Raw genomic sequence first — 18,680 nt, 5'->3', positions numbered from 1 at the left:
TATCTCCCGGGTGCGCGCATACAGGGTGTATGTCGGCACACCACGGTCACCATAGCCAATGGAGCACGGACCCGGACCGGGCTTGCCAAGATCTTCGGGGGCGGGGGCCGTACTAAATCGGTTGCAGGGGGTATGTCGTGTCTGGCCAGATAGATCGTGTTCATGAAGGCGGCCGGGAGGAGGCGACATGGCGTACAACGAGGTGAGCGGGACCAGGCATCCGCTGCGGATGTGGGCGGAGCCGGAGACGGTGGAGCCGCAGGCGATGCAGCAGTTGCGGAACGTGGCCAACCTGCCCTGGGTCCATGGCGTCGCCGTCATGCCCGACGTGCACCACGGCAAGGGGGCGACGGTCGGGTCGGTCATCGCGATGAAGGACGCGGTGTCGCCGGCGGCCGTCGGGGTGGACATCGGCTGCGGGATGACGGCCGTGAAGACGTCGTACAAGGCGTCGCAGCTTCCCGACAACCTGGCCTACCTGCGGGGGAAGCTGGAGCAGGCGGTCCCCGTCGGCTTCCAGCACCACAAGCGGCCCGTCGATCCCGGCAAGGTGCACGGGATGCGGACGGCCGGGTGGGCGGAGTTCTGGCGCGAGTTCGACGACCTGGCCCCGGCCGTCCACGCCCGCCGCGAGCGGGCCGAGGCGCAGATGGGCACGCTCGGCGGCGGCAACCACTTCCTGGAGGTGTGCGCCGACGACGAGGGCTGGGTGTGGGTGGTCCTGCACTCCGGGTCGCGCAACATCGGCAAGGAACTGGCCGAGCACCACATCGGGGTGGCCCGCCGCCTCTCCCACAACCAGGGCCTGGTGGACCGGGACCTGGCGGTGTTCCTCGGCCACACCCCGGAGATGGACGCCTACCGCCGCGACCTGTACTGGGCCCAGGACTACGCGCGCCGCAACCGGGCGCTGATGATGGGCCTGGTCTGCGACGTCCTGCGCCGTCACCTGCCGGGCATCGGCTTCGACCAGCCCATCTCCTGCCACCACAACTACGTGGCCGAGGAGCGCTACGACGGGGTGGACGTGCTCGTCACCCGTAAGGGGGCGATCCGGGCGGGCAGCGGGGACCTGGGGATCATCCCGGGCTCGATGGCCACCGGCACGTACATCGTGAAGGGGCTGGGGAACCCGCGGGCGTTCAACTCGGCCTCGCACGGGGCCGGCCGGAAGATGAGCAGGACCAAGGCCAAGAAGACGTTCACGGTCAAGGACCTGGAGGAGCAGACGTTCGGGGTCGAGTGCCGCAAGGATCCCGGGGTGATCGACGAGATCCCGGGGGCGTACAAGGACCTGGAGTCGGTGATGGCCGCGCAGCGGGACCTGGTGGAGGTCGTGGCGCACCTGCGGCAGCTCATCTCCATCAAGGGCTGAGGCCCGCACGGCCCTGAGACGGGCCGTGCGGGTGCGCGGTCACGCGGGACGGCTCAGGGGTGCGGGGCCGTCCCGGCGCGCTCCGCGGCGCTGCGCAGGACGCAGAACTCGTTGCCCTCGGGGTCGGCGAGCACCGCCCAGCCGGTGCCGTCCGGCTCACGCAGGTCGGCGATCAGGGTGGCGCCCCGGCGCACCAGGCGCTCGACCTCCTCGTCGCGCGTGGAGTCGGGACGCAGGCACAGATGCAGCCGGTTCTTGGCCGCCTTCGGCTCCGGCACCTTGTTGAAGTGCAGGATCGGGCCCTCCTTCAGCATCACCCGCGTCTCCTCGTCACCCGGGCGGTCCTCCGGATGCACGGGACAGCCGGTCACCTCGCTCCAGAACCGGGCGAGCTCGTACGGATCCGCGCAGTCGATCGCGACATTCTGCAGTACCGACACCATGGTGGGATCCTGCCCCAAAGCAGGGCGCATGTCGCAGGAGACTTGCCCGGTCTCGGCGCCGCTGTGGCGGAGATCACGCGGCTCGCCGCGGCGCTGGGATGACCCCGCCGCACCTGCGCGGTCGCCCCCGGGACGAGCCGGAAGGCCGTGGATTACGGGGGAACCGAAATCGCATTTGTGTGTTGTTCGCCTGCTGTTCGCTTTCTTGATCACTCGCTGCGCGAAGCTGACGGGCGTTCAAGAGCGACAGTAAGGATGAACATGCGCACGATCACCAAGACGCTCTTCGCCGCGGGCGTGCTCGCCTGCGGTCTGGCCGCCGCCCTGCCCGCACAGGCCGCCGTCGCCGCCGTGGACCCGGCCGGCGTGTGCGGGTCCGGGTTCCGCGTCATCGACTCGCACCCGTTCAAGTCCGGCAGCACGGCGCTGGGCACGATCTACCTGTCCTACAACTCCGGCACCGGCAAGAACTGCGTGGTGACGGTCAACAAGACGCCGTACACGCGGTGGATGCGGGCGACGCTGAGCGTGCAGGGCGGCGCGACCAAGACCGACGCCGGTGAGTTCAAGTCGTACGCCGGGCCGGTGATCCTGTCGGCCGTGGACACCTGCGTCAAGTGGGGCGGCGCGTGGGACGAGTCGCCGTACGTGTGGACCAGCGGCTGGAGCCACTGCGGCTGATCCCCGTCAGGACGTCCGGGCCTCGCTCCCGGGGCTCGGGCGCCGCGGGACGCGTCAGGCGCTCCAGGCGGCGGTGCGGTCGAGGCGTTCGCGCCACAACTTCTCGCCGCCCCCGCCCGGCTCCCACCGGCCGCAGAACTCCAGCAGGTCGCGGCAGCGCGCCACCATCGACGCCTGCCGCTCGGCCCAGGACGGCACCAGGCCGCCGTAGGCGTCGAAGAAGCGCGGCAGCAGGGGGACGTGCTCGGGGTGGTGGCTGCGGACGATCCACTCGCACCAGGCGAGGTCCTCCACCGGCCGGCCCGGATGGGCCCACTCCCAGTCGAGGATCGCGGTGGTCTCGAACGTGGCGGGGTCGAACAGCAGGTTCTGGGGCCCGTAGTCGCCGTGCACGATGCCGAGGCGGTGGATGCGGGCCAGGACGCGGCCGCACTCGGCCAGCACCTCGGCGGCGCGGCCCTCGTCCAGCAGGTCCTGGCCGTGGGCGCCGGCCACGAAGCGGGTGGTCAGGCTCGTGGCGGTGATCTGGTGCACGCGCGGCACCGGCAGCCGGCCGCGCAGCCGGCGCAGGTATCTGCTCTCCGTGCCCAGCCTGAAGGCGGCCTCCGGGCCCTGGTAACACTTGACGACCAGAGCGCCGTCGCCGACCGTGCTGTTGGTGTACCCGTGCTCCACAGCCAACGATTCTGACGCACCGGCCCCCGTTCCGGGCGGCGCGGCGCGCTATCGGGACCGGGCCCGATACACGATGTAAGGGCGGAACAAATAGGTGATCGGCGCCGAAAGGGCGTGCACGAGGCGGCTGAACGGGAAAAGCACGAACAACGCCATCCCGATCACGGTGTGCACCTTGTAAAGGATGCTCGCGTGCCCCATCGCGGTGGCGTCCGGGTCGAGCACGAAGACGCCGCGGAACCAGGGGGCGACCGTCGTCCGGTAGCTCACCTCGCTCGGCACGAACCCCGCCACCGTCGTCACCACGCCCGCGACGATCGACGCGGCGAGCACCACGTACATGGTCTTGTCGTTCTTCGTCGTGGCCAGGAAGACGGGCCCGTTCGTGCGGCGGCGGTAGACCAGCAGGACCAGCGCCGCCAGCGTGGCCAGCCCGGCCAGGCCGCCCCAGATCAGGGCGTTGGCGTGGTACGCCTCGTTCGACACGCCGATCGCGTCCGTCCAGGAGAGCGGGACGAGCAGGCCGGTCACGTGCCCGATGATCACGAAGATCAGGCCGTAGTGGAACACCGGGCTGGCCACGCGCAGCAGCGGGCTCTCGTAGAGCTGCGACGACCGGGTGGTCCAGCCGAACTTGTCGTACCGGTAGCGCCAGATCAGGCCGCCGATGAAGATCACCAGGGTGACGTACGGCGCGACCACCCACAACATGCTCTCGCCCCAGCTCACCGGTACCCTCCCACCGTCTCGGCGGGCGGTCCTCCGGCGGCCAGGCGGTGCGCCGCGGCGCGTTCGGCGGCCGTGGGCGGCGGCAGGGCCGCGCACACCACCCCGATCACCTCCGCGTACGGCGAGTCCAGCTCGGTCAGGGCGGACAGCAGCAGATCGAGCCCGATGCGATGCTCCCGCAGCAGCGCCGCCCCGGACGGGTCGAGCGCCGCGAACTCCAGCACGACCGGCAGGAAGTCGGGCAGCTCGTCGTCCATCAGCTCCCAGCCGGCCACGCGGTAACGCTGTTTGAGCGCGGCCAGGGACGCCCCGCGGCGGCGGGTGTCGCCGTCGGTGTAGTAGGTCAGGTAGAGGCAGCAGCGCCGGTGCAGGTCGAACGTGTCGACGTAGTGCGCGGCCAGGTCGCCCGCGTCCATGTCCGCGATCCGCGCCAGGAACGCCGCGAAGTGCGGCTCGGCGGCCTCCTTGATCAGCGGCAGGCGGCGGTGGAAACGTTCGTCGGGGTAGGCGAGCAGGTGCGCGGCGGCCTGCCAGATCACAGCCTTGTTCATGATTTTCCCTTTTTCGGCGGGAAGAGTCCTGCTGGCATGCCCCGGCCGTCCCAGTTGAGGAGGTTCACCCGGTCATGGGTGATCTCGTCGCTGGTCTGGCGGTCCTTGAGGCCGTGGAAGGACTCGACGGAGACCGGCAGCGGCTTGCCCGACGCCTCCCCGAAGGGGGCCTGCATGCCGGGGCCGCCGTAGTAGTCGAGGCTGCAGCCGGCCTCCTCGACCACGCCGGGCACGTTGCCGTACGCGGTCGGGATCACGTACCGCTCCTCGTACTTGGCCAGGGCCAGCAGGCGGTACATGGACCTGATGTCGTCCTCGGTCAGGCCGGTGTCCGGCAGGACCGGTTCCTGCCCCAGGTTGACCCCCCGCATGTACGAGCGCATCGCGGCCAGACGGCGCAGCGCGGCCGTCACCGGGACGGGATCGCCCGCGGTGAACAGCTCGGCCAGGTACTCCACGGGGATGCGCAGCGACTCGATGGCGGCGAACAGGTTGTCCGCGTCCTCGCCGTCGTGCCCGGTGTTCGCCAGGGCGTCCACGACGGGGGACAGCGGCGGGACGTACCAGACCATCGGCAACGTCCGGTACTCCGGATGAAGGGGGAGCGCTATGCGATATTTCATGATCAGGTCGTAGACCGGGGACCTGCGGGCCGCCTCGATCCAGTCGGCGGGCAGCCCCGACGCGGCCACCGCCGGGTCGTCGGGGTCGACGAAGACGCCGAGCTGGGCCTCGTACAGGTCCCGCTCGTCGGCCACCGAGGCGGCCTGGCTCACCCGGTCGGCGTCGTAGAGCAGCACCCCGAGGTAGCGCAGGCGGCCCACGCAGGTCTCCGAGCACACCGTCGGCAGCCCCACCTCGACCCGCGGGTAGCAGAACGTGCACTTCTCGGCCTTGCCGGTCCGGTGGTTGAAGTACACCTTCTTGTACGGGCACCCCGTCACGCACATCCGCCAGCCCCGGCAACTGTCCTGGTCCACCAGGACGATCCCGTCCTCGGCCCGCTTGTACATGGCCCCCGACGGGCACGAGGCCACGCAGGACGGGTTCAGGCAGTGCTCGCAGATGCGCGGCAGGTAGAACATGTACGCCTGCTCGAACTCCAGCCTGACCTGCTCCGCCAGCTTCCCCAGCACCGGGTCGGGGGACGGGTCGCCGCCCAGGTTGTCGTCCCAGTTCGCGCTCCAGCGGATCTTCATGGGCTCGTTGCTGATCAGCGACCGCGGCGGCGCCACCGGGACGTCGTCGGACAGCGGGGCCCGGGTCAGGTTCTCGTAGTCGTAGGTCCAGGGCTCGTAGTAGTCCTGGATGGAGGGCATGAGCGGGTTGGCGAAGATGGTGGCCAGCTTGCGGAACCGGCCTCCGGCGCGGAGTGTCAGCCGGCCCCTGCGGTCGAGCTTCCAGCCGCCCCGCCAGCGTTCCTGGTCCTCGTACCGGCGGGGGTAGCCCTGGCCGGGACGGGTCTCGACGTTGTTGAACCAGACGTACTCGACGCCGGGACGGTTGGTCCAGGTCTGTTTGCAGGTGACGGAACAGGTGTGACAGCCGATGCACTTGTCCAGGTTCATCACCATGGCGATCTGAGCCATGATCTTCATCAGTAGCGCACCTCCTGCGACCTGCGGCGAATGGTGGTGACCTCGTCCCGCTGGTTGCCCGTGGGGCCGAGGTAGTTGAAGGCGTACGAGAGCTGGGCGTAGCCGCCGATCATGTGAGTGGGCTTGATCAGCACCCTGGTCAGCGCGTTGTGGATGCCGCCGCGGCGGCCGGTCTCCTCCGTCTTCGGCACGTCGATCAGGCGGTCCTGGGCGTGGAACATGTAGACCGTGCCCTGCGGCATGCGGTGGGACACGATGGCCCTGGCCACCACGACGCCGTTGCGGTTGACCGCCTCGATCCAGTCGTTGTCGGCGATGCCGAGCCGGGTCGCGTCCTCGGTGGACATCCAGATGGTCGGGCCGCCGCGCGACAGCGACAACATGAGCAGGTTGTCCTGGTACTCGGAGTGGATCGACCACTTGGAGTGCGGGGTCAGGTAGCGCAGGGTGGCGCTCTCGCCGAAGAGCTCGGCCATGTCCAGCGGCGGGCGGTAGACCGGCAGGGCCTCGCCGTACTCGTGCATCCAGTCGTGGTCGAGGAAGAAGTGCATGCGGCCGGTGAGCGTGTGCCAGGGCTTGCCGTTCTCGACGTTGATCGTGAACGGCGAGTAGCGGCGGTCGTGCGCCTCCTTGCCCGACCACTCCGGGCTGGCCGCGACGTGCGTGGGCCGCGCCTGGGTGTCGGCGAAGACGATGCGGTGGCCCTCGTCCATCAGGTCGTCGAAGCTGCGGCCGGTGCGCCGGGCGAGCTGGCGGAAGCCCTGGGCGGCCAGCCTGCCGTTGCTAACCCCGGACAGCGCGAGGATCGTCTCGCACGCCTTGGCGTCGGTGTCCAGCTCGGGGCGGCCCTTGGCCACGCCGCGCGGCACCAGGCCGCAGCGCTGGCCGAGCCAGGCGACCTCCTCGTCCGGCATGAAGGTCACGCCCTTGACCTGGAGGCCGAGCCGCTCGGTGAGCGGACCGAGCGCGGCCAGCTGCTCCGCGACCGCGCCGTAGTCGCGCTCGACCACCTTCAGCGTCGGCTCCGGCGCGCCGGGCGCGCGCCCGCCGGGCTGCCCGGTCTCGCCCGGAGTGTCGTGCTGGTACGGGACCACCACGACGTCCTTGCGCACCCCCAGCCGCTCCTTGGCCAGCGCGCTGAAGGCCCTGGCGATGGCGTGGAAGGCGGCGAAGTCCGTCCTGGTCTCCCAGGGCGGCGAGATGGCCGGGTTGAACGCGTGCACGAACGGGTGCATGTCCGTCGAGGACAGGTCGTACTTCTCGTACCAGGTGGCGGCGGGCAGCACGATGTCGGAGTAGACCGTCGAGGACGTCATCCGGAAGTCGAGCGTGAGCAGCAGGTCCAGCTTGCCCCTCGGCGCCTCGGGGTCGGGGTGCTCCAGGTTGGACGTGGCGCCGAGCAGGTGGTGCAGGAAGTACTCGTTGCCCTTGGCCGACGAGCCGAGCAGGTTCGACCGCCACAGGGTCAGCACCCGCGGCCAGTTGGCCGGGGCGTCGGGGTCCTCGGCGGCGTGCCGGAGCCTGCCCCGCCGCAGCTCCTCCAGCGTGTACGCCACGGGGTCCTCGTGCTCGCCCAGCTCCAGCGGGTTGCGGTCGAAGGCGGGCGACATGGGCATCCAGCCGTTGCGCACGGCCTCGGCCACCAGGTCGGCCGTGTGCCTGCCGCGGAACGCGCCGGGCCCGAGCGGCGAGGTCAGCGCGCCCGCGTCGAACCGGTCGTAACGCCACTGGTCGGTGTGCAGGTACCAGTACGGCGTGCCGGGCGCCTGCCGCGGCGGGCGCGACCAGTCGAGCGCGCCGGCCAGCACCGCCCAGCCGCTCTGCGGACGGCACTTCTCCTGGCCGACGTAATGGGCCCAGCCGCCGCCGTTGCGCCCCTGGCAGCCGGTCAGCAGCAGCAGCGACAGAAAGGCCCGGTAGATGGTGTCGCCGTGGAACCACTGGGTGGCGCCCGCGCCCATGATGATCATGCAGCGGCCGCGGGTGGTCTCGGCCGTCCTGGCGAACTCACGGGTGATCTTGACCACCCGCTCGGCCGGGACGCCGGTGACCGGCTCCTGCCAGCCCGGCGTGTACGGCTCGGCCGCGTCGTCGTACCCGCCGGGCCAGACGCCCGGCAGGCCGGGCCTGGGGACGCCGTACTGGGCGAGCAGCAGGTCGAACACCGTGGTCACCAGCCGTCCGGCGACGCGGGCGACCGGCACGCCGCGGCGCAGGGAGCCCTCGCCGTCGAAGCGCGGCAGCAGGAGCTGGGCCGACTCGCCGCCGTGCAGGGTGAGCTTCGGGTCGACGTCCAGGTCGAGGTTCCAGCGGCCCTCGCCCGAGTCGGTCCAGCGGAAGCCGACCGAGCCGTTCGGGACCACCGGCTCGCCGGACCCGGCCATGAGCACGGTCTTCCACTCGGCCGCCTCCTCCGCCGAGCCCAGGTCCTTGGCCGTGAGGAACTTGTCCGGCACGTACGCGTCCTCGTGCTCGCGCAGCGTGACCAGGAAGGGCAGGTCGGTGCAGCGCTTGACGTAGTCGGTGAAGTAGGGCACCTCCCGGTCGACGAAGAACTCCTTCAGCAGCACGTGGCCCATGGCCATGGCCAGGGCGCCGTCCGTGCCGGGACGCACGCTCAGGAACTCGTCGGCGAACTTGGCCGCGTCGCTGTAGTCGGGCGAGACCACCACGACCTTCTGGCCCCGGTAGCGCGCCTCGGCCATCCAGTGGGCGTCCGGCGTGCGGGTGACCGGGACGTTGGAGCCCCACATCACCAGGTACGCGGCGTCCCACCAGTCGGCCGACTCCGGGACGTCGGTCTGGTCGCCGAACACCTGGGGCGAGGCCACCGGCAGGTCGGCGTACCAGTCGTAGAAGGAGAGCATCGTGCCGCCGATCAGCGACACGAACCGGGAGCCGACGGCGTGCGAGACCATCGACATCGCCGGGATGGGCGAGAACCCCGCGACCCGGTCCGGCCCGTACGCCTGGATGGTGTGCACGTGCGCCGCGGCGATCATCTCGACGGCCAGGTCCCAGGTCACCCGGACGAGCCCGCCCCGGCCGCGCGCGCCCTGGTAGCTCGCCCGCTTCTCCGGATCGCTGGTGACCTCGGCCCAGGCGGCCACCGGGTCGCCCAGCCGCTCCCGCGCCTCCAGGTAGAGCTGGACCAGCACCCCCCGCGCGTACGGGTAGCGGATCCGGGTCGGCGAGTAGGTGTACCAGGAGAAGGCCGCCCCGCGCGGGCAGCCGCGCGGCTCGTACTCCGGCCGGTCGGGGCCCACGCCCGGATAGTCGGTCTCCTGCGTCTCCCAGGTGATGATGCCGTCCTTGACGAACACCTTCCACGAGCACGAACCCGTGCAGTTCACGCCGTGCGTCGAGCGCACCACCTTGTCGTGACTCCACCGGTCGCGGTAGAACGCGTCGCCTTCCGTGCCGCCTTTCAGGTAGAGAGTCCGCAGGTCACCACTGGTGGCCGATCTGCGGAGAAACCGACCGGTCTTCAGCAGGAGATCCTCGGCGCTCATACCCCCACTTCATCACAGAAGGTGACCCTCTGTTACACAGGGTGTATGTCTGCGCTTCGTAAAGGTCAGGTGCGGAACCTGGCGCTGGCCACGGCGGCCTTCGCCGTGACGTTCTGGGCCTGGAACCTCATCGGCCCTCTGTCGGGCAGTTACAGCAGGCAGCTGCACCTGTCCGCGACACAGACCTCGCTGCTGGTCGCGATCCCGGTGCTGGTCGGCTCGCTCGGCCGCATCCCGGTGGGCGTGCTGGCCGACCGGCTCGGCGGGCGGCGCATGTTCGCGGTCATCTGTTTCGTGTCGATCGTGCCCGTCCTGTTCGTGGGCTGGTCCGAGTCGTACGGGTGGCTGCTGTTCTGGGGCTTCCTGCTGGGCGTCCCCGGCACGTCGTTCGCCATCGGCATCCCGTTCGTCAACGCCTGGTACGAGCCCGCCCGCCGAGGGTTCGCCACCGGCGTGTTCGGCGCCGGCATGGGCGGGACCGCGCTGTCGGCGTTCTTCACCCCCCGCCTGGTGGAGGAGTTCGGCCGGTTCGCGACCCACCTGCTCATGGCCGCGGTGCTCGCCCTGATGGGCGTGATCATGATCGGCGGCAGCCGCGACTCGCCCGCCTGGTCGCCCGCCACCGCCCCGGCCCTGCCCAGGATGCGCGAGGCCACGAAGCTCAGGGCCACCTGGCAGTGCGCCTTCCTGTACGCCGTCACCTTCGGCGGCTTCGTGGCGTTCTCGACATACCTGCCTACCCTGCTCCAGAACGTCTACCACTTCGCCCAGACGGGCGCCGGGCTGCGGGCGGCCGGGTTCTCGATCGCCGCCGTCGCCGCCCGGCCGATCGGCGGCACGTTGTCCGACCGGATCGGGCCGGTCAGGGTGCTGCTCATCTCGCTGGCCGGGACGGTCGTGATGGCGGTCGCGCTGTCGTTCCGGCCGCCCGCCGAGGTGCCCGCCGGGGCCTGCTTCGTGCTCATCGCCTTCTTCCTCGGGCTCGGCACGGGCGGCGTCTTCGCCCTGGTCGCCGAGCTCGTCGAGGCGTCGAAGGTGGGGACGGTGACGGGGCTCGTGGGCGCGGCCGGCGGGCTCGGCGGGTACTTCCCGCCGCTGGTGATGGGGGCCGTCTACGGCGCGTCCGGGTCGTACACCGTGGGCTACCTGTTGCTCGCGCTGACCGCCCTGGTCACGTTGCTCTACACCGTGCGCACGTTCAGGCACGTGCCCGATCGTTAGCCCGGCGCGGGCGCGTGCCCGATCGTTAGCCAGGCGAAAAACCGTTTGCCGGGCCGGGCGCCGGCTTGTCAACCTTGTCAGACCATGCGCTCCCTTCCTGAGGCCGATCCCGGCCTGCCCGACATCCGCAGCCCGCTCCGCTACCTGTGGTGGAACGCGCGGCGTCAGGCGCGTGCCCTGCTCGCCGGCATCGGCTTCGCCACGCTGTGGTGGCTGGTGCAGGCGCTCGTGCCCGCGGTGCTCGGCAAGGGCATCGACGCGGTCACCGCCAAGGACACCCGGGCGCTGCTGACCTGGGCGTCGATCCTGCTCGGGCTGGGGCTGCTGCAGGCGTTCACCGGGATCATGCGGCACCGGATGGCGGTGTTCAACTGGTTGTCGGCCGCCTACCGCACCGTCCAGCTGACCGCGCGGCAGGCCGCCAGGCTCGGGGCGACGCTGCCCAAGAAGGTCTCGACCGGCGAGGTCGTCAGCGTCGGCAACTCCGACATCGCCCACATCGGCAGCTCCATGGACATCCTGCTGCGCGGCACCGGGTCCGTGGTGGCCATCGTCGCGGTCACCGTGATCCTGCTGACGACCTCGGTCCCGCTCGGGCTGCTCGTGCTGTTCGGCGTGCCGCTCATGGCGCTCGCCGTCTCGCCGCTGCTCAAGCCGCTGCACCGGCGGCAGAAGCGGCAGCGCGAGCTGACCGGCGACCTGTCCACCAGGGCCGCCGACATCGTGGCCGGCCTGCGGGTGCTCCGCGGCATCGGCGGCGAGCAGGTGTTCGCCGGCCGCTACGGCGAGGAGTCCCAGCGCGTGCGGCACGCCGGGGTGGGCGTGGCCCGGGTCGAGTCGCTGCTCGAAGGCGCCCAGATCCTGCTGCCCGGCCTGCTCATCGCGGTCGTCACCGGCATCGGCGCCACGTTCGCGGTCGGCGGCGAGATCAGCACCGGCGACCTCGTCGCGCTCTACGGCTACGCCGCCTTCCTCATCGGCCCGCTGCGCACCTTGACCGAGGCCGCTGACAAGCTCACCAAGGGCCACGTCGCGGCCCGCCGCGTCATCCGCATCCTGGCCATCGAGCCCGAGGTCGCCGGCGGCACCGAGACCAGCGGCGGCGGCGTGCTGCGCGACTGCTACAGCGGCGTCACCCTCCAGCCCGGCATGCTCACCGCCGTCGCGGCCGACGCGCCCGAGGAGGCCGCCGCCATCGCCGACCGCCTCGGCCGGTACGCGCCCGGCGACGTCACCTTCGGCGCCGTCGAGCTGGCCTCGCTGCCCATGGCCGAGATCCGCGCGCGCATCCTGGTCGCCGGCAACGACGCCCGCCTGTTCACCGGCAGGCTCAGGAACGAGCTCGACGTCCGCGACGCGGCCACCGACGAAGACGTGCGCGCCGCCCTGCACGCCGCCTGCGCCGAGGACATCGTCGAGGCGCTGCCCGACGGCCTCGACGCCCAGGTGTCCGAGGCCGGGCGCGAGTTCTCCGGCGGCCAGCAGCAGCGGCTGCGCCTGGCGCGGGCCCTGGTCGCCGACCCCGAGGTGCTCATCCTGGTCGAGCCCACCAGCGCCGTCGACGCCCACAGCGAGGCCCGCATCGCCGAGCGGCTGGCCAAGGCGCGCGCCGGCCGCACCACCATGATCTGCACGACCAGCCCGCTGGTGCTCGACCGGGCCGACCACGTGGTCTACGTGGCCGGCGGCCGGGTGCTGGCCGAGGGGACACACCGGCACCTGCTGGACGCGTCCCCCGAGTACGCCGCGACCGTGACCCGAGGGGAGGGCTGACCGTGGCCCGCGAGATCCTGCCGGTCGCCGACCGGAAACAGGTGCGCGCCTACGCGCGCAGGCTGACGCTGAAGTACCCGCGGCAGCTCACCGTCGCCCTGGCCCTGCACGGCCTGGCCGCCGTCGCCGGGCTCGTCGTGCCGTGGCAGCTCGGCAGCCTGGTCCAGACCGTCCAGGACGGCGGCGAGGTCGACGGGCTGCTCGTGGCCGTCGTCATCGGCGCGTTCCTGTTCCTCCAGGGGCTGCTGGTCCGCTTCGCCGTGCTGGCCTCGGCCAGGCTGGGCGAGAAGGTGCTGGCCGAGCTGCGGGAGGAGTTCGTCGACCGGGTGCTCGGCCTGCCGCTGTCCACGGTCGAGCGGGCGGGCGCCGGCGACCTGATCACCCGTACCTCCCGCGACGTCGACTCGCTGTCCAGGACCGTCCGGCACGCCGTGCCCGAGACGCTGATCGCGCTGGTCACGTTCGTGATCACCATGGGCGCGCTGGTGCTGGTCAGCCCGCAGCTCATGCTGCCGATGCTGGTCGCCGGCCCGCTGATCTGGTTCGCCACCCGCTGGTACCTCAAGCGGGCGCGCGACGGCTACCTGCGCGAGAACGCCGCGTACGCCGACATGACCGAGGGCCTGGCCGAGACGGTCGAGGGCGCGCGGGCCGTGGAGGCGCTCGGCCTGCAGGAACGCCGGCGCGAGCGCACCGACGGCGACATCAGCCGCTCCTACGCCGCCGAGCGCTACACCCTGGGCCTGCGGACGCTCTGGTTCCCCGCGGTCGAGCTCGGCTACGTGATCCCGGTGGTCTCCACGCTCCTGGTCGGCGGCCTGTTCTACACCAACGACTGGGTGACGGTCCAGCAGGTCACCGCCGCCCTGGTCTACGCCCAGCAGCTCATCGACCCGCTCGACCGGTTCCTCATGTGGATCGACGAGCTCCAGGTGGGCGGCGCGGCCATGGCCCGGCTGCTCGGCGTGGCCAACGTGCCCGACGACCGCGAGCCCTCCGCGGCCCGCCCGGCCGGCGAGCTGCTGCGGGCCGACGACGTCAGGTACGCCTACCGCGAGGGCCGCGACGTGCTGCACGGCGTGTCGCTGACCGTCGAGCCGGGCGAGCGGCTGGCCATGGTCGGCCCGTCGGGGGCCGGCAAGTCCACGCTCGGGCGGCTGCTGGCCGGCATCCACGGGCCGCGCACCGGCGAGGTCAGCGTGGGCGGCGTGCCGCTGGTCGAACTGCCGCTCGACGACCTGCGCGGGCACGTCGCGCTGGTCACCCAGGAGCACCACGTCTTCAAGGGCACCGTCCGCGACAACCTGCTGATCGCCCGCCCCGGCGCGGACGACGCGGCGGTGCGCGCGGCGCTGGCCGCCGTCGACGCGCTCGACTGGGTGCGGACGCTGCCCGAGGGGCTGGAGACCGAGGTCGGGTCCGGCGGCGCCGCCGTGCCGCCCGCGCAGGCCCAGCAGCTCGCGCTGGCGCGGCTGGTCCTGGCCGACCCGCACACGCTGGTGCTCGACGAGGCCACCTCGCTGATCGACCCGCGGGCCGCACGCCACCTGGAACGTTCGCTGGCCGCCGTCCTGGAGGGCCGTACGGTGATCGCCATCGCCCACCGGCTCTACACCGCGCACGACGCCGACCGGGTGGCCGTCGTGGAGGACGGCCGGATCACCGAGCTGGGCCCGCACGAGGAGCTGGTCGCCGAGGGCGGCTCGTACGCGGCCCTGTGGGCGAGCTGGCACGGCACCCCCGCCGCCACTCCCTAGGCCACGGGCTCCCAGACCGGACCTTCGGCCGTGTCCCGCGCGCGGCCGAAGACCACGTCGGCGAAGTGGATGCCGAAGCCGATCGTGTCCGGCCGCAGCAGCTCCTCGACCAGCCGCCGCCGGTGCACGGTCGACTCCACGCGGTCCAGGTCGGAACCGGCCGGCCACTCGGGACGGCGCACCTGCACGGGGGAGTGCAGGGCGTCGCCGAAGGCCAGCAGCCGCTGTCCGCCCGAGGTGATCGTGTAGGCGGTGTGCCCGGCGGTGTGACCCGGTGCGAACGTGGCCCGCACGCCGGGGAAGATCTCCTCGCCGTCGCCGAACGTCCTGACTCGGGGGGCCATGGTCGTCAGGGCCTCCGCCGGCGTGCCGAAGTCGAGCGTCCGGTGGCGCTCGGTCCATTCGGGCTCGGCGAACAGGTACTCGGCGGACGGGAACGCGGGCCCGCCGGCGGCCGGGTGCCAGGCCCAGCCGATGTGGTCGATGTGCAGGTGGGTGAAGGCCACCGCCTCGACGTCCTCGGGACGGCGGCCCACCCGGGCGAGGTTGGCCGGCAGGTCGCCGCCGCGCAGCTCGCCGATCAGCGGGTCGGCCGGGTCGTCCGGCTGGTGCACCGGGCCCACGCCCGCGTCGATCAGCAGGGCCCGCTCGCCCGCCTCCACCAGCAGGCCGCCGATGCCGGCCACGAGGTTGCCGGTCTCGTCCAGGTGGTCGGCGTTCTCGGCCCAGTCGCGCTCGGTCGTGCCCGGAAGCCAGCCGTACGGCTTGAGCCGCACGCTCCCGTCGGGCACGAACGTGACCTTGAGATCGCCGACCCGCAACGACCGGAGGGTGGACGGGCGGCGCAGACGAAGGCTCTCAGAAGTGCTCATGGCGGAAACTTATAGCGAGAACCTTTCAAGTTGCAAACATCCAAGCTTGAGGTAGTTTTGGAGTATGACAACGTCCGAAGCCGAAGCGCGGGCCGCGGCCGAGCGCAACCTCTGCGGCCTGGTGGGTGCGCTCGCCAGGCAGATCGAGGGGCACGTCAGGGAACGCGCGGCCGCGCTCGACCTCACCGCCGCCCAGGCGGTGGCGCTGCGCGAGCTGACCGGCCCGATGACCATGAGCGACCTGGCGGGGCGCATGGGGTGCGAGCCCTCCAACGCCACGTTCGTCATCGACCGGCTGGAGCAGCAGGGGGTGGTGGAGCGCCGCCCCCATCCCAGCGACCGCCGGGCCAAGCTGCTGGTGCTCACCCAGGAGGGCGCCGGCCTGCGGGAGCGCCTGCTGGGCCTGCTGACCGAGGGCTCGCCGCTGGCCGCGCTCACGCCCGGCGAGCAGTCCGTGCTCCAGGAGCTGCTGGAGCGGGCGGCGCCGCGGTAGCGCCTGCCGGGGTTGCGATGATCGTCCGGCGCTGTCAGCATCGTCGGAGTGAGCACCTGGCAGCGCGCCTGGGAAGGCGTGCTCGGACTCCTCGCCCTGCTGGGCCTGGCACTCGTCCTGATCACTACGGTCAGTGACCGCCTGCTCGACATCCTCGCCCACGCCGGGCAGCTCGGCCTGATCGTCATGGGGTTCGGCCTGTCGCTGCGCACCGGCACGCCCAATCTCGCCGTGGGCGCGGTGGCCGCCGCGAGCGCCGCCTTCGTGGCGTCCACGGCGGGCGCCGGGGTGCCGCTGCCGCTGGCGATGCTGCTCGCGCTCGTGCTCGCCGGGCTCCTGGGGGCCGCCATGAGCGCGTTCACGATGCTGCTGACGGCCCCGGCCTGGGCCGTCACGCTCGGGGCCGCCGTCGTGTGCGAGGCCGTGGCCGTCGCGCTGCTCGGCGACGGGACGATCCCGCTGGAGACCGCCGCGCTCTATCCCGGCCCGCTCGGGTTCGCCGTGTTCGCGGTCGTCTCGATCGCCGGCGGCCTGCTGTGGAACCGGCAGGAGGTGCGCAAGGAGCTCGGCGCCGGATGGCCCGGCGCGGTGCTCGGCCTCGCCGGGTCGAGCATGCTCGCCGCCGCGGGCGGCATCGCGCTGCTCCTGCGCCTCGGCGCGGCGCCCCCGGGCGACCAGGGGCTCTACAGCACCGTGTTCGCGCTCGCCGCCGTCCTCCTGGGCGGCACCAGCCCGTACGGCGAGCGCGCCGGCGTGGCGGGCACCGTGCTCGGCGTGCTGATCCTGGCCGTGGCGCAGGGCCTGCTCGCCTACCTCGGCGCCCCCCTGTGGGTGTTCCTGCTGGTCATGGGGCTGGTCGTGCTGATCGGCCTGGGGGCGTCGAGGCTGCTCGACGCCCTGCGGACCGCCTAGCCCAGCGCCTTCTTCAGGAAGTCGACCTGGAGCAGGAGCAGGTTCTCGGCCACGACCTCCTGGGGCGTCATGTGCGTCACGCCCGACAGCGGCAGCACGCTGTGCTGGCGGCCGGCCGCGAGCAGCGCCGAGGACAGGCGCAGCGTGTGGGCGGCCACCACGTTGTCGTCGGCCAGGCCGTGGACGAGGAGCAGCGGGCGTTCGAGCTTGGGCGCGTCGGCGAACAGCGAGGAGTTGTCGTAGACCTCGGGCTGCTCGTCGGGGTGGCCCAGGTAGCGCTCGGTGTAGCAGGTGTCGTACAGCCGCCAGTCGGTCACCGGCGCGCCGGCCACCGCCGCGTGGAAGACGTCGGGACGCCGCAGCACGGCGAGCGCGGCCAGGAAGCCGCCGAACGACCAGCCGCGGATGGCCACCCTCGACAGGTCGAGGTCGTCGGGGTACTGCTCGGCCACGCCCTGCAGGGCGTCGATCTGGTCCTCCAGCGCCGGGGTCGCCAGGTCGCCCAGCACCGCCCGCTCGAACGCCGGACCGCGGCCCGGCGTGCCGCGCCCGTCGGCCACGATCACGGCGAAGCCCTGCTCGGCGAACCACTGGCTCTCCAGGAACGCGCCGCGCCGGTTGAGCACCCGCTGCGCGTGCGGGCCGCCGTACGGGTCCATCAGGACCGGCAGCCGGCCCGAGCCCTGCTCGTACCAGGACGGCAGCACCACGGCCGTGGCCAGCTCCCGGCGGCCCGAACGCCCCAGCGACACCCGCAGGTCGAGCCCCGGACGCTCGGCGTACGACGGGATCGGGACCGCCATGCCGTCGCGCCGCACCACCGTGGTCGAGACGCCCTCGGCGTCGAGGCTCTGCTCCGACAACACGCCGACGCCGCCGGACATCCGCCCCGAGAACACCCCGGACCGGGTCGAGACCGGCAGCAGCGAGTGGCCGTCCCAGGTCCACAGGTGGATGTCGGTCGGGTCGCCGCCGCTGGCGCTGAACAACACGCTGTCGTGGTCGACGTCGAGCACCGACCGGACCTGGAGGGTGGGCGGCGTGACCGCGCGGTCGCCGACGAACAGCCGGTGGCCGCCCTCCGACGTGGCCACCCACACCAGCGAGCCGTCGTCGAGGTGCGCCGGCACGCCGGTCACGATGTCCACCCAGGCCGGGTCGGTGTCCTCGCGGACCAGCGTGGACACGCCGGTCGCCGGATCGACGGAGAACAGCCGCAGCGTCTTCTGGTCGCGCGTCATCGTCACGATCGACAGCGCGTGGTCGTCCCAGGCGGCCGTGGTGAGGTACTCCTCCTCGAACGGCACCGCCACCCGCGAGCCGTCGAGCCCGAGCACGAACAGCTCGGTGCGGGCGTTGGGCGTGCCGGCCGCCGGGTAACGCTGGGCGACGGCCGGGCGGGACGGGTTGGCCGGGTCGGCGATGTACCAGGTGTCGACCGGCTCCTCGTCGGCCCGCTCGACCAGCAGCGCGTCGCCCGACGGCGACCACCAGTAGCCGCGCATCCGGTCCATCTCCTCGGCGGCGATGAACTCGGCCAGGCCGTAGGTGACGGTCGGCGACTCCGGCGTGGCGAGCACCTCGCCGCGCCCCGAGTCGAGGTCCTGGACGTGCAGGGCGCCGCCGGTGACGTAGGCGACCTGCCGCCCGTCGGGGGACAGCCGGGGGTCGATGACCGCGCCCGGCGTCTCCAGCCTGCGGGTCTCGCCGCTCGCCAGCTCGACGACGTAAAGCGCGCCGGACAGGGCGAAGGCCGCCCTGGTCAGCGCGGCGTCGGCGCCGTAGGCCACCACGCCGCCGGCCGCCTCACGGCTGCGCTCGCGCCGCGCGCGCTCCTCCGGCGGCAGGTTCTCGTCGTCGGCGTGGAGGGTGCGGGGATCGACCACCAGGCGTTCGACGTGGGTTTCGGTGTCGAGCTCCCACAGGCAGGTGACCGGGTCGGTGCCCGACCTCGTCCGCAGGAAGACCACTCGTCCGCCGTCGGGGGAGATCGTGAACCCCCTGGGCACTCCCAGGGTGAACCGGCGGGTCCGTGCCGACAGTCGCGGGAAGCTCTCACTCATGGGCTCAATCCTGCCAGTATCCAGC

General features: G+C 72.1%; 15 protein-coding genes. 7 read left to right on the top strand and 8 right to left on the bottom strand.

Features of this window, described 5'->3' with window-relative positions:
• Positions 1–187 precede the first annotated feature (187 nt).
• On the top strand, positions 188–1,375 hold the full coding sequence (locus tag ACIBQ6_RS41455; protein WP_358294426.1) for an RtcB family protein: 1,188 nt from the start codon (positions 188–190) through the stop codon (positions 1,373–1,375).
• A gap of 53 nt (positions 1,376–1,428) precedes the next feature.
• Here ACIBQ6_RS41455 and ACIBQ6_RS41450 read toward each other — a convergent pair whose 3' ends face one another.
• Positions 1,429–1,818, bottom strand: coding sequence for a VOC family protein (locus ACIBQ6_RS41450; RefSeq protein ID WP_358294425.1), 390 nt, complete (start codon positions 1,816–1,818; stop codon positions 1,429–1,431).
• A 261-nt stretch (positions 1,819–2,079) separates the two neighbouring features.
• Between ACIBQ6_RS41450 and ACIBQ6_RS41445 the strand changes: the two genes are divergently transcribed.
• A complete protein-coding gene (locus tag ACIBQ6_RS41445) occupies positions 2,080–2,499 on the top strand; it encodes a spore-associated protein A (RefSeq protein ID WP_358294424.1) in 420 nt (139 codons plus the stop codon).
• A gap of 54 nt (positions 2,500–2,553) precedes the next feature.
• Here the strand turns inward: ACIBQ6_RS41445 and ACIBQ6_RS41440 are convergent, their stop codons facing one another.
• The 5 genes from ACIBQ6_RS41440 to ACIBQ6_RS41420 are packed head-to-tail and all read right to left on the bottom strand — an operon-like array spanning position 2,554 to position 9,564.
• Positions 2,554–3,174, bottom strand: coding sequence for a phosphotransferase (locus ACIBQ6_RS41440; protein ID WP_397218517.1), 621 nt, complete (start codon positions 3,172–3,174; stop codon positions 2,554–2,556).
• Between the two features lie 48 nt (positions 3,175–3,222).
• Positions 3,223–3,903 carry a respiratory nitrate reductase subunit gamma gene (gene narI / locus ACIBQ6_RS41435; RefSeq protein ID WP_358294422.1) on the bottom strand — a complete coding sequence of 227 codons (681 nt, stop codon included), beginning with the start codon at positions 3,901–3,903 and terminating at the stop codon, positions 3,223–3,225.
• Positions 3,900–4,454, bottom strand: a complete 555-nt coding sequence (gene narJ / locus ACIBQ6_RS41430; RefSeq protein WP_397218516.1) for a nitrate reductase molybdenum cofactor assembly chaperone — start codon at positions 4,452–4,454, stop codon at positions 3,900–3,902. The genes narI and narJ overlap by 4 nt, the downstream gene beginning before the upstream one ends.
• Complete coding sequence (gene narH / locus ACIBQ6_RS41425) at positions 4,451–6,052, bottom strand: nitrate reductase subunit beta (RefSeq protein ID WP_397218515.1); 1,602 nt, start codon at positions 6,050–6,052, stop codon at positions 4,451–4,453. Before narH ends, narJ begins: the two co-directional genes overlap by 4 nt.
• Positions 6,052–9,564, bottom strand: a complete 3,513-nt coding sequence (locus tag ACIBQ6_RS41420) for a nitrate reductase subunit alpha (protein ID WP_397218514.1) — start codon at positions 9,562–9,564, stop codon at positions 6,052–6,054. The genes narH and ACIBQ6_RS41420 overlap by 1 nt, the downstream gene beginning before the upstream one ends.
• Before the next feature lie 45 nt (positions 9,565–9,609).
• Here ACIBQ6_RS41420 and ACIBQ6_RS41415 point away from each other — a divergent pair, with 45 nt between their 5' ends.
• From ACIBQ6_RS41415 to ACIBQ6_RS41405, 3 genes are all read left to right on the top strand, one after another.
• The gene (locus tag ACIBQ6_RS41415; protein WP_397218513.1) at positions 9,610–10,785 is read left to right on the top strand and encodes a nitrate/nitrite transporter; all 1,176 of its coding nucleotides are present in this window, start codon (positions 9,610–9,612) and stop codon (positions 10,783–10,785) included.
• A gap of 84 nt (positions 10,786–10,869) precedes the next feature.
• Positions 10,870–12,558, top strand: coding sequence for an ABC transporter ATP-binding protein (locus tag ACIBQ6_RS41410; protein WP_358294417.1), 1,689 nt, complete (start codon positions 10,870–10,872; stop codon positions 12,556–12,558).
• Positions 12,559–12,560: 2 nt separating this feature from the next.
• Positions 12,561–14,315, top strand: coding sequence for an ABC transporter ATP-binding protein (locus tag ACIBQ6_RS41405; RefSeq protein ID WP_397218512.1), 1,755 nt, complete (start codon positions 12,561–12,563; stop codon positions 14,313–14,315).
• Here the strand turns inward: ACIBQ6_RS41405 and ACIBQ6_RS41400 are convergent.
• Complete coding sequence (locus tag ACIBQ6_RS41400; protein WP_397218511.1) at positions 14,312–15,187, bottom strand: MBL fold metallo-hydrolase; 876 nt, start codon at positions 15,185–15,187, stop codon at positions 14,312–14,314. The genes ACIBQ6_RS41405 and ACIBQ6_RS41400 overlap by 4 nt on opposite strands.
• Positions 15,188–15,251: 64 nt before the next feature.
• Here ACIBQ6_RS41400 and ACIBQ6_RS41395 point away from each other — a divergent pair, with 64 nt between their 5' ends.
• Both ACIBQ6_RS41395 and ACIBQ6_RS41390 read left to right on the top strand, forming a co-directional pair.
• A complete protein-coding gene (locus ACIBQ6_RS41395; RefSeq protein ID WP_358294414.1) occupies positions 15,252–15,680 on the top strand; it encodes a MarR family transcriptional regulator in 429 nt (142 codons plus the stop codon).
• Positions 15,681–15,728: 48 nt separating this feature from the next.
• Positions 15,729–16,592, top strand: coding sequence for a hypothetical protein (locus tag ACIBQ6_RS41390; RefSeq protein ID WP_397218510.1), 864 nt, complete (start codon positions 15,729–15,731; stop codon positions 16,590–16,592).
• Here ACIBQ6_RS41390 and ACIBQ6_RS41385 read toward each other — a convergent pair.
• Positions 16,589–18,655, bottom strand: a complete 2,067-nt coding sequence (locus ACIBQ6_RS41385; RefSeq protein ID WP_397218509.1) for a prolyl oligopeptidase family serine peptidase — start codon at positions 18,653–18,655, stop codon at positions 16,589–16,591. The two genes, ACIBQ6_RS41390 and ACIBQ6_RS41385, sit on opposite strands and share 4 nt — an antisense overlap.
• Positions 18,656–18,680: the final 25 nt, after the last annotated feature.

Origin of the sequence: Nonomuraea sp. NPDC049655 (assembly GCF_044465465.1) — a bacterium.
GTDB lineage: Bacteria > Actinomycetota > Actinomycetes > Streptosporangiales > Streptosporangiaceae > Nonomuraea.
Note: the sequence above shows the minus strand (reverse complement) of the source record. Positions and strands in the feature narration are given on the sequence as shown.